11 protein-coding genes are annotated in these 9,759 nt (G+C 68.0%); 6 read left to right on the forward strand and 5 right to left on the reverse strand.

Annotated features, from left to right (window positions below; all coding sequences use genetic code 11):
* Window positions 1-61: 61 nt before the first annotated feature.
* A complete protein-coding gene (locus tag LVB77_RS16525) occupies window positions 62-430 on the reverse strand; it encodes a VOC family protein (protein ID WP_232907173.1) in 369 nt (122 codons plus the stop codon).
* A gap of 10 nt (window positions 431-440) precedes the next feature.
* Window positions 441-914 carry a hypothetical protein gene (locus LVB77_RS16530; protein WP_232907174.1) on the reverse strand — a complete coding sequence of 158 codons (474 nt, stop codon included), beginning with the start codon at window positions 912-914 and terminating at the stop codon, window positions 441-443.
* Window positions 915-1,208: 294 nt separating this feature from the next.
* On the opposite strand from LVB77_RS16530, the gene LVB77_RS16535 reads away from it, so the two are divergent.
* Complete coding sequence (locus tag LVB77_RS16535; RefSeq protein WP_232907175.1) at window positions 1,209-2,012, forward strand: alpha/beta hydrolase; 804 nt, start codon at window positions 1,209-1,211, stop codon at window positions 2,010-2,012.
* Window positions 2,013-2,089: 77 nt separating this feature from the next.
* Here LVB77_RS16535 and LVB77_RS16540 read toward each other — a convergent pair whose 3' ends face one another.
* Together LVB77_RS16540 and LVB77_RS16545 are read right to left on the reverse strand one after the other, a co-directional pair.
* The gene (locus tag LVB77_RS16540) at window positions 2,090-2,779 is read right to left on the reverse strand and encodes a hypothetical protein (protein ID WP_232907176.1); all 690 of its coding nucleotides are present in this window, start codon (window positions 2,777-2,779) and stop codon (window positions 2,090-2,092) included.
* 19 nt (window positions 2,780-2,798) lie between these two features.
* Complete coding sequence (locus LVB77_RS16545; protein WP_232907177.1) at window positions 2,799-3,113, reverse strand: DUF2277 domain-containing protein; 315 nt, start codon at window positions 3,111-3,113, stop codon at window positions 2,799-2,801.
* A gap of 185 nt (window positions 3,114-3,298) precedes the next feature.
* Here LVB77_RS16545 and LVB77_RS16550 point away from each other — a divergent pair, with 185 nt between their 5' ends.
* From LVB77_RS16550 to LVB77_RS16570, 5 genes are read left to right on the forward strand one after another with little or no spacing between them, the layout of a single operon-like run.
* Window positions 3,299-3,634 (forward strand): metalloregulator ArsR/SmtB family transcription factor, encoded by a 336-nt coding sequence (locus tag LVB77_RS16550; protein ID WP_232907178.1) that lies wholly within the window; start codon window positions 3,299-3,301, stop codon window positions 3,632-3,634.
* Complete coding sequence (locus LVB77_RS16555) at window positions 3,631-4,116, forward strand: ArsI/CadI family heavy metal resistance metalloenzyme (protein WP_232907179.1); 486 nt, start codon at window positions 3,631-3,633, stop codon at window positions 4,114-4,116. The genes LVB77_RS16550 and LVB77_RS16555 overlap by 4 nt, the downstream gene beginning before the upstream one ends.
* Before the next feature lie 10 nt (window positions 4,117-4,126).
* Window positions 4,127-4,558 (forward strand): arsenic resistance N-acetyltransferase ArsN2, encoded by a 432-nt coding sequence (gene arsN2, locus LVB77_RS16560; protein WP_232907180.1) that lies wholly within the window; start codon window positions 4,127-4,129, stop codon window positions 4,556-4,558.
* A 59-nt stretch (window positions 4,559-4,617) separates the two neighbouring features.
* Window positions 4,618-5,013, forward strand: coding sequence for an arsenate reductase ArsC (locus LVB77_RS16565; protein WP_232907181.1), 396 nt, complete (start codon window positions 4,618-4,620; stop codon window positions 5,011-5,013).
* Window positions 5,010-5,675, forward strand: coding sequence for an aquaporin (locus tag LVB77_RS16570; RefSeq protein WP_232907182.1), 666 nt, complete (start codon window positions 5,010-5,012; stop codon window positions 5,673-5,675). Before LVB77_RS16565 ends, LVB77_RS16570 begins: the two co-directional genes overlap by 4 nt.
* Before the next feature lie 398 nt (window positions 5,676-6,073).
* Here the strand turns inward: LVB77_RS16570 and LVB77_RS16575 are convergent, their stop codons facing one another.
* The gene (locus LVB77_RS16575; RefSeq protein ID WP_232907183.1) at window positions 6,074-9,754 is read right to left on the reverse strand and encodes a hypothetical protein; all 3,681 of its coding nucleotides are present in this window, start codon (window positions 9,752-9,754) and stop codon (window positions 6,074-6,076) included.
* Window positions 9,755-9,759: the final 5 nt, after the last annotated feature.

Raw genomic sequence — 9,759 nt, forward strand, 5'->3', positions numbered from 1 at the left:
GCATAGGCGAATCCGTACGCGGCAAATGGTGCCGGCGCCCCGTCCCGGCGCAGCGTCCGGCTCAAGCCGGAAGGTTCTGCCCGATGCGCCACAGCACGCCGGTCGGATCGCTCATGGGAAAGTCGCGCAGGCCCCAGGGCCGGTCCTGCGGCGTCTCGGCGAACACCCCGAAGCGTTCGACCACGCGCGCCTCCACGACCTGCCGGTACCAATCGTCCACGTTCTCGACCAGCAAGTGCATCATGAAATTGTCCGCATGCTCGCGCACGTAGAACTTCTGCAACAGGAAACTGGTCGTGCCATGGCGCACGTAAGCCATATCCTCGGACCACCACGGCACCTCGAAGCCCAGCGCTTCGTAGAACGCCTTGGAGACGTCCAGGTCGCGGGCCGGGACGAAGGCCTTGATCTCGACGGCGGTCAGATTCATCGCATCTTCCTTATGGGGCTCGGGCCAGATGCTGCTCCGCCAGCGCCGTCCAGTCGCGCTCGGGAGAGAATCCGGCGCTTTTCACCACCTCGGCCAGCGCCGGGTACAGGGCCCACGGCGGACCCACATCGGCGCCGTCCCACTTCACCTGCGAGCACTTGAAGCAGATCGCCATGGTGCTGAGCAACGCGTCGCCAGCGTAGAAGCGCAGGGTGTGGTGCGGTTCGAAGATGCAAGCGGTGACGGCGTTCTGCGTCTGCGGATCCAGGCCATCGATCGAGGACAGGAAGCGATCGCGCAGCGCGGCGCTGAATTCGCAACGCCCGTAGACGACCTCGTCCGGAATCCGCGAGCGGCCGCGGCCGCTGTCGTAGACGTCCAGCGGGCAGGAATGCTCGGTCAGCACGATGCGATCCGAACGCCTTATCGTCTCGGCCAGCCGGGCCCGGTACTCCAGTCCATGGTGGGCGGTGTTCACGGGCACGGACGACGTTCCTAGCGCGGGCGGTATTGGCGCGGCGCCGGATCCACAGCCCTTGGCCGCGAACACCGTTCGCCTGCATGGATAGCGCACGCAGCCTCTCCGCGATGCCGCATTCGCTTCGCCAGGATGGTCGGATGCACCGATGGAGAAGTCAACGCGGCGCGGCTGCGGCGAGCGGCGGACCGCTGCGTTGCGCTTGAACGACGGCGACACACGCCTGGGTCACGGCCTTCGTTCGGGCGCCGCGCGGGCTACCATGATTCTCGCCCCGTTGCTGCTCGGCCGGAAACACGCATGACCTCGGCATCGCCCCAAGACCATTGGATCGCCACCCCGCAGGGTCGGCTCTTCGCCCGCCGCTGGCCCACGCCCGTAGGACGCGCGGCGTCAACGCCTATCGTGTTGTTCCACGATTCGCTGGGGTGCGTCGAACTGTGGCGCGACTACCCCGAACGACTCGCGTCCGCGAGCGGGCGCGAGGTCGTCGCCTACGACCGTCTGGGTTACGGCCGCTCGGACGCACACCCGGACCGCCTGCGCACCGACTTCATACACGACGAGGCCCATACCGGTTTTGCGCACGTGCGCGAGCAATTGGCCATCGACGACTTCATCGCCCTCGGCCACAGCGTCGGCGGCGGCATGGCCGTGGGCTGCGCGGCCGCCTACCCTGAGCGCTGTCGCGCGTTGATCACCGAGTCGGCGCAGGCCTTCGTTGAAGACCGCACGCTGGCGGGCATCCGTGCGGCGAAGCTCGCTTTCGCGCAACCGGGTCAGCTCGAACGCCTGCAGCGCTACCACGGCGACAAGGCGGCCTGGGCGCTGAGCGCGTGGATCGACACCTGGCTGGCGCCGGAGTTCGCGGACTGGACGCTGGACGACGACCTGCGCCGCCTGCGCTGCCCCGTGCTGGTGCTGCATGGCGACCACGACGAGTTCGGATCGGCGCGGCATCCCGAACGCATTGCGACATCGAGCGCGGGGCTTGGCACCATGCACCTGCTGGAAGGCTGCGGGCATGTCCCTCACCGCGAGCAGGCCGATGGGGTGCTCGATATCGTCGTGCAGTGGCTGAGCGCGTCGGTGCCGGGCGGCTGATCGCTGAGCGTTGGCGCCGGCACGGTGCTTACGCTGGCGGCTTAGGCGGCGCGGTCGCGGCTTGCGCCGCGCGCAGACTACGACAAGCCCAGACTCGCCGACCAACCGTGCCGCTGATGGCCCACCAGACGGTCGAAGTACCACAGGTAGACCGCCGCCGCATCCCGAAACTCGGCGCCCTTCGGCAGCGGCGTCGCGCCGCTGAGCACGCCTGCGGAGATTTCCATCCATCCGCTGGTGTCGTCGGCCTCCAGGCCCAGGCGCTGCGCGGCCTGCACCACTGCCGGCGACGGATCCCCGTCAGGCCACTGGCTGTTCACTTCCAACAAGTAATACAGATGCTCCGGCAGCACGATGCCGGACAACGCCCGTGTCGTGGCCGTATCGCGGCGCAGGTCCGCCACGGCCGCCTTGAGCGGCGCCAAGGCGATGACTTGGCCCTGGGCGTCGGTGAGATCGGACTCGGCGATCGCGCGATGCGCCATGCCCGACCAGAACGCCGCATCGTGGCGGCCGTCGGTCTGCGCCATGTGCGTCGCCGCGTGTTCGGCGATGGCGCCTTCGCGGGTGAACAACGGCGTCAGCACGCGGTCGTCGCGATGGCTGTAGCCGAAGAAGTAACGCCGCCCATCGACGACGATGGACTCGATCCCGCCTACCGCGCCGGCGTCGAGAGACGGAAGCCCGGTTTGCCTATCGCAAGCGCCCACCAGCAGCGTTGCCGCGACCAAGACCAGCGAGGCGAACCACAGCAGCAAACGCTCCATGCCACGCTACTCCAGGCCTTCAGCCGCGTTGCGCCTTGGGCTTGGATGACTGGCCCGAACCCGCGGGCCGGCCGAAACGCTTGGCCGAAAGCTCCGCGGCCTTGGCGCGTTCGACGTCGCGGTTCTTGGGCGGACTGAACGTGGTCAGCGAATTGATGAGCGTGGTCGCCGCCTCGCTGACCTGCTTCACGGCCAGATCGAACGCGGCCTGATTGGCCTGCGACGGCGCGTTGAAACCGCTGAGCTTGCGTACGAACTGCAACGCCGACGCGCGCACCTCGTCGGCCGTCGCCGGCGGCTCGAAGTTGTACAGGGTCCGGATGTTTCGGCACATAGCGCCTCCCGAGCTGGGGTGCGACCGATCGCGGCGACCGGTCGCGCTTGTTTGCGAACGAGTGTCGTGCGGCCGTTCCAGCGCTGTCAACGCGGCCATGTCGTGCCGGCGACTCGGCCGGAGAAGCTCTGATCTTCGCGAGCATCCCGGCTTGACAAATCCAATATTTCCATAATACTGGAACTATGGAAGAATCAACCGCCCTGGCCGCGCTCGGCGCCCTAAGCCACGAATCCCGGCTGGCCGCGTTCCGCCAACTCGTGCAAGCCGGCCCCGAGGGTATGTCGGTGGGCGAGCTTCGAGAGCGCCTGGACCTACCGCCCGCCACCCTCACCGCTCACCTCAATGTGCTGCGCAATGCCGGCTTGGTGCACGACCAACGCGAGGGCCGGGTGATCCGGGTCCGCGCCCATTACGTGCAGATGAACGCGCTGCTGGCCTACCTCACCGAAAACTGCTGCGGCGGCGTCGAAACCTGCGCGCCCGCTTGCGCCCCTCGCCCGAAAGGAGCCTCACGATGAATCGCTTCCATGTGCATCTGAACGTCGCCGACCTCTCCGCCAGCATCCGCTTCTACAACGAACTGTTCGCCATGCCGCCGACCGTGCAGAAAGCGGACTACGCCAAATGGATGCTGGACGACCCGCGCATCAATTTCGCCATCTCCCATACCGGCCGCGCGCCGGGCATCGACCACCTGGGGCTGCAAGTCGATAGCGGCGACGAACTCAGCGCCTTGGGCCAGCGCCTGGACGCGGCCGGCGGCACCGTCGTCCCCGAGGAAGCGGCCGTGTGCTGTTACGCGCAGGCCGACAAGCTGTGGACCGCCGACCCGCAGGGCACGCGTTGGGAAACCTTCCACACGTTCGGCGAAGCCACCACCTACTACGACCCGGACGTGGGGTGCGCCGGCGAAGGCGCGGCCGCCTGCGCGCCCAGCCCGCCGATAGCCGCGAAACCGGTAGCCGCCGGTTGCTGCGCCACATCCGCCAGCTGTGGCTGAGGTTGGCGCCATGCAGGTGCGCATCGCCCTCCCCTCAGAACACGCGGCTATCCGTCAATTGCTGACAGCCAGCGCGCTGCCTGTGCAGGACCTCGATACAGCCGCAGTCGCCTTTCTAGTGGCGGACGACGACCGCGTGCTGGCCGGCGTGGTCGGGGTGCAAGCGTTCGGCGACGTCGGCTTGTTGCGCTCGCTGGCGGTAAGTCCCGAGTACCGCCGCACCGGCATCGGCGACCGTCTGGTCGCCGCGGCCGAGCGCGACGCGCAGGCGCGCGGCCTGCGCCAGTTGGTCCTGCTGACGCAGACCGCCGCCGACTTCTTCAGCAAGCGCGGTTACAGGCCCATCGAACGTGCGCAGGCGCCGACCGGCGTGCAAGCCAGCGCCGAATTCCAATCGCTGTGCCCGGCGTCGGCGGCATGCCTGAGCAAACAGATCGAATAGGCATCGGCACATCGCCGACGCTTCGCGATCGCCGCACCCTCCAGCCCTTCAATCCTCCTATGACCACCAAGCCACGCGTCCTGTTCGTCTGCGTCGAAAACGCCAACCGCAGCCAGATGGCCGAAGCCTTCGCCCGCCTTCATGGCGGCGACCGCGTCGAGGCCCACAGCGCCGGCTCCGCGCCGTCCGGCCGCATCAACCCCAAGGCCATTCATTACATGGCCGAGTTGGGTTACGACCTGAGCGCGCACGCGTCCAAGTCGCTGGACGAGATCGACGGCGCATTCGACGCCGTGATCACCATGGGGTGCGGCGACAACTGTCCTTGGGTGCCAGCGCGGGTGCGCGAGGATTGGGCGCTGCCCGATCCCAAGCACCTGGACGGCGATGCCTACCGCGCCGTGCGCGACGACATTTCGGCGCGCGTGCGCGCGCTGCTGGCCTCGTTGCAGTGAGCTTGCCGCGCAAGCTGTTGGCCGAGTTCATCGGTACCGCCCTGCTGCTGGCCACGGTGGTCGGCTCCGGCGTGATGGGCACGGCCTTGTCCGGCGGCAACGCCGCCATCGCCTTGCTCGCCAACGCCGCCGCGACCGCCGGCATGCTGTACGTGCTGATCGTGCTGCTGGGGCCGGTGTCGGGCGCGCATTTCAACCCGGCGGTCACGCTGGCCCTACGCCTGCGCGGAGCGCTGGACACCCGCGAAGCGCTGGCCTACGTCGGCGTGCAGATCGCCGCTGCGGTGGCTGGCGTGCTGCTCGCGCACGCCATGTTCGAACTGCCGCTGTGGCAGCCCGGCGTCCGCGTGCGCAGCGGCGCGGCGCAATGGTTGAGCGAAGCCGTGGCCACGTTCGGGCTATTGCTCACGATACTGCTGGGCGCGCGCCACCGCCCGACCGCCCTGCCCGCCTTGGTGGCCAGCTATATTTTCGCCGCGTACTGGTTCACCGCCAGCACGTCCTTCGCCAACCCCGCGGTCACGCTGGCGCGCTCGCTGACGCAGACGTTCGCGGGCATCCGCCCAGCCGATGCGGGCGGCTTCGTGTTGGCGCAGCTGGCCGGCGCGGCCTTGGCGGTGTGGACCGCGCCGAAGCTGATGCTGCGTGACGCCACGCCTTAAGGCCGCCCACGACGGGCCTTGGGATAGCAGCGGCGCAAGCCGCGACCCGCGCAAGTGGCCGAAGGTTCGCGGTCGCGGCTTACGCCGCTCCTACCCCAAAGCTTGCTGTTGCGCGGGGACGCCACCGCCCTAATGCAATCGCTTGCTAGCCGGATGGCAGCACTGAAACCGGGCGTGCCAAGTAGCGGCAGCGGATCGTGGAAGGCATCGCCGACACGTGGCGATTCGTGACGGTGATGGGGCTTTGGAGTAGGAGTGGCGTAGGCCGCGGCCGCGCCCTACGGCCACCCGCGTGGGTCGCAGCTACACCTCTGCGATCCGCCCCTACCCTAAGGAGGACCGCAAAAGAAAACGCCGCGGAGGCCGCGGCGTTTTGGCGTAGCGTTGAACCCGGCTGATCAGTAGTAACCCGCCAGATTCAAGAACCACCCCTTATTGTCGTACTTCAAATCCGTCAGGTCGTCGCTGAAGTCGGTGAAGTTGTAGCCCACGCCGACCTTGAAGTTGTCGCCGAGCTGGCGGTCCAGGCCGATCAGCCAACCGCGGCGGTCGCCGCCGTCCTTGACCTGCAGCCAGCGGTACTCGGCGAGGCCTTCCCACTTGCCGATCAGGTGGTAGCGCAGCTGGCCGGCGACGAAGTCGGCGCGGCTGTCCAGCCACTGGCCTTCGCCGCGACCGATGCGGTAGTCGCCCCAACGGCTGGCGAGCTTGCCGGCCACTTCCCACTTGTCGTCGATGCGGTAGACGCCTTCGAACGACAGCACCTGCGAGCGCTGGTCGTAGGTGGCGCCGCCGTCCTGGCCGAGGGTGGCCAGGTCGTACAGGTAGGTGTACTTGCCGAACAGGCCCCAGCGGGTGTTGTCGTGCGGGCGGTAGGCGAAGCCGAGGTTGGCTTCGGCCAGCTTGGCGCTTTCCAGCGGGTTGAGGTCGTCCTGGGTGTCGGCGTAGTTGGCGCGCAGGGCCAGGCGCAGGTCTTCGTTGACCTTGTAGAACAGGCGGTTGGTGGTGACCCACTGCTCGCGCTGCTCGGCGCCGGTGTCCTTGCGGTACTCCAGCTTGCTGCTCCACTGGGCGATTTCGTCGGTGCGGCCGCCGCTGACGCTGTAGGCGCGGCGGTCGACGCGGCCGGTGGCGGCATCCAGTTCGCCGTCCATGATGGTGAAGCCGATGTTCCAGCCTTCGGACGGATAGAAGTCCATGCCGTAGGTGTGGACGATGCCCTGGCTGTTGTCGCTGGGGTCCTTGAGGAACTGGCTTTCGTTGAACAGGTTGACCTGGTTGCTCAGGCGCCAGCGCTGGCCGAGGGTCCAGCCGTTCTGCAGGTCGCGGTTGAACAGCGGGTCGGTGGCGGTGGTGTCGGTGCTGTAGCTGTAGGCGCCGTAGAGCGTGTGGTCGGGCTTGATGCGGTACTCGGCCTCGACCTTGCCGCCGTGGCCGCGGCTGCCGCCGCTGACTTCGGCGCCGACGCTGGAACGGTCGCCGAACAGGTACTTGGCGCCCAGCGTGGCCAGGTTGTTGCGGTCGTAAGCACCGTTATCGTCATCGGCGGTGATCTGGCCGACGCCGTACACCTCCAGCGAGGAGCCGAAGCGGCGGCGGTAGCTCACGGCCGCCAACAAGGCGTCGGCGGTGCCGCTGAGACGCTCCTCGCGGACGCGGCGCAGCTCGGCGCCCAGCTGGGTGTCGTTGGTGATGCGCCAATCGGCGGTCAGCTGGCTCTGTTCCAGCGCCTCGTTACCGCGCTCGGCGCGCGAGTACTTGCCGTACAGGCTGAAGTTCTCGGTGAAGTAGCCCAGGAACTCGGCGCCGTACTCCTCGATGTCCAGACCGGTGTCGGCACGCGAGACCGAGAAGCCGGCATCGACGTCGCGCCACCAGGCGCCCACGCTCCAGTCGCGGTCGGTCCAGCCCAGCTCCTTGAAGTTGGCGCGCGCTTCCACCGCGCGGGCTTCGCCGCTGCGCGCGCCGCTGGTCGGGTTGCGCTGGATGAAGCTCAGGCCGCCGTTGTCGGAGTAGAAGATCGGCGCGACGGTGGACTCGCTGCGGGTCTGCTCCAGCTTCAGGTAGGTGCCGCGACCGGCCTGCAGGGTCAGGTCGGCGCCCTTGAGGGTGTAGTCGTCGCCTCGACGGTTCTCGTCGATGTAGGTGCCGCCCACCGCGACGTGCTCGCCGAACCACTGCTTGCCACGGAAACCGGCGCTGACGTCGTCGGCGTCGAAACCGACCGGCACGTATTCGTAGTCGACCAGCAGCAGTTGGGTGTAGCCGTCCAGCGGGTTGTCGCGGGTCAGGGTGCGCACGTTCTCGCGCGTGACCTGGGCCAGCGGACGGGTCAGGATCAGTCGGCCTTGCAGCTCGTCGATCTCGTAATCGGCGCCGCGCTGCAGGTCCACGCGGCTTTCGGTGCGGCCGGTGGTGCGGTCGCGGATTTCCAGGGTGACCTTGTCCGAACCCGGCAGCACGTCGGTGTGCTTGAGGTAGTACAGGCTGCCGCCGGTGCCGAGGAATTCGGTGTGGCCGTAGGCGCTCTGCGCCTCGGAACCGAACGCGCGCACCTCGCTCTTGGGCGCGCCCAGCTGGGTGGTGCCGCGCGAACGCCAGGACAGCGCCGCGCCGTACAGCGAGCGGTCGTACTGGCCGTACTCGGTGCCGGTGATGCCGGTGTTGAAGTTGCCCCACAGCGCCTGGTTCTGGTCCCAGTCCACGCGCACGTACAAACGGCCCTGGGTATCGACGTCGCGGTAGGTGCTGGAGTCGTCGCCGTAGACCGGGTAGTACAGGTCGGGGTCGAGGCGGCGGAACACGTCCTGCGCATCGGCGTCGAAGAAGCCGTTGAACAGCTGCTTGATCTCGCGCTCGCGGGTGTCGGCCTGGGCGGTGATCAGGTACTTGCCCTTGACCTTGCCCTTCAAATAGAACGCCAGGCGGCCTTCGCTGATGAAGTCCTTGTCGTAGCGCTCGTCGCCGGCCAGCGGTTCGATGTTGCCGCTGACGTTGTTCTCCGACACGGTGACGTCGGCCAGCGCGACCAGGAACGCGTACTTGCCGGTGACGTCGACGTCCAGGCGGTGTTCCAGCGGCGCGCCGCCGCGCGGCTTGATCGCCACGTCGTAGCCGTGACGGCCGATCGGCTCCAGGAACTCGGCCACGAACTTGCGCTCGAGGTCGATCGGGAAGGTCTCGCCGTTGATGGTCAGCTGCGTGTCGCGCGGGATGTCGCGGCCGTAGATGCGCACGCGCGAGCCATAGATCGGGATGTTCTGGATGCGCAGCGAGCTGCGGCCGTAGATCGCGTTCTCGATGCCTTGCGATTCGGCCTCGTCGCCGTCCAGCAGCTTGCCCAGCGAGCGCTGGTTCTCGTCGCGCAGCACCTGGATGCCGCGCTCGTAGTCTTCCGGACGCACCAGCTGCACGCGGTTGCCGACGGTTTCGTCGAAGCTGCCGTCCTTGCCGTAGGCGCGGGCGACATAGATCAGCTCGTCGCCGGGCTGCAGGTTGAGGCCCTCGGGCAGCGTGCCGTCCCAGGTCTGGTCGGTGACGTTGGCCACCGGCAGATCGATCTTGGCCAGCGGCGTGACCAGGTCGGTGTCGCTGCCGCGGTAGACGGTGACTTCCCAGCGCTCGATGAACGAGGCGTAGTTGGTGTAACCGTGGAAGCGCAGCGGCTTGGCGATGCGGCCGTTCTCGAACGGCACGGTGGAACCGCCCTGCACGTCCAGCACCGGGCGGCCCAGGGTGGGATCTTCGGTCGCCCAGATCACACCGCCGTTGGGCAGGTCGATGCTGAAGCGGCCGGCGATCTTGGCGCTGCCGGGCAGCACGTCCTCGCGCACCACGTCGACGCGACGGTTGCGCTGCAGGGCGTCGGCGTCGTCGCCTTGCGCGACCGGGCGTTCCTCGCCGCGGGTGCGGACGCGGAACAGCAGGCCTTCGTCGCTGCGGCACTCGCTGCCTCCGCAACGCGCACCGCCCTCGCCTTCGGCCTTGGGCGCCGCGTCCTGAGCCAGCGACGGGCCGGCGACACCGGCCGAGAGCAGGCCGATCAGGGTCATGTCCAGAAGCTTCATCTTCATCTTCATGGCCA

The organism is Lysobacter sp. 5GHs7-4 (assembly GCF_021284765.1).
Taxonomy (GTDB): Bacteria; Pseudomonadota; Gammaproteobacteria; order Xanthomonadales; family Xanthomonadaceae; genus Lysobacter.

What these genes read in the sequence shown, in the direction of transcription:
- LVB77_RS16525 (WP_232907173.1), bottom strand. Translation starts at nt 430, where the DNA reads ATGAATCTGACCGCCGTCGAGATCAAGGCCTTCGTCCCGGCCCGCGAC.
- LVB77_RS16535 (WP_232907175.1), top strand. Translation starts at nt 1,209, where the DNA reads ATGACCTCGGCATCGCCCCAAGACCATTGGATCGCCACCCCGCAGGGT.
- LVB77_RS16540 (WP_232907176.1), bottom strand. Translation starts at nt 2,779, where the DNA reads ATGGAGCGTTTGCTGCTGTGGTTCGCCTCGCTGGTCTTGGTCGCGGCA.
- LVB77_RS16545 (WP_232907177.1), bottom strand. Translation starts at nt 3,113, where the DNA reads ATGTGCCGAAACATCCGGACCCTGTACAACTTCGAGCCGCCGGCGACG.
- LVB77_RS16550 (WP_232907178.1), top strand. Translation starts at nt 3,299, where the DNA reads ATGGAAGAATCAACCGCCCTGGCCGCGCTCGGCGCCCTAAGCCACGAA.
- LVB77_RS16555 (WP_232907179.1), top strand. Translation starts at nt 3,631, where the DNA reads ATGAATCGCTTCCATGTGCATCTGAACGTCGCCGACCTCTCCGCCAGC.
- arsN2 (WP_232907180.1), top strand. Translation starts at nt 4,127, where the DNA reads ATGCAGGTGCGCATCGCCCTCCCCTCAGAACACGCGGCTATCCGTCAA.
- LVB77_RS16565 (WP_232907181.1), top strand. Translation starts at nt 4,618, where the DNA reads ATGACCACCAAGCCACGCGTCCTGTTCGTCTGCGTCGAAAACGCCAAC.
- LVB77_RS16575 (WP_232907183.1), bottom strand. Translation starts at nt 9,754, where the DNA reads ATGAAGATGAAGATGAAGCTTCTGGACATGACCCTGATCGGCCTGCTC.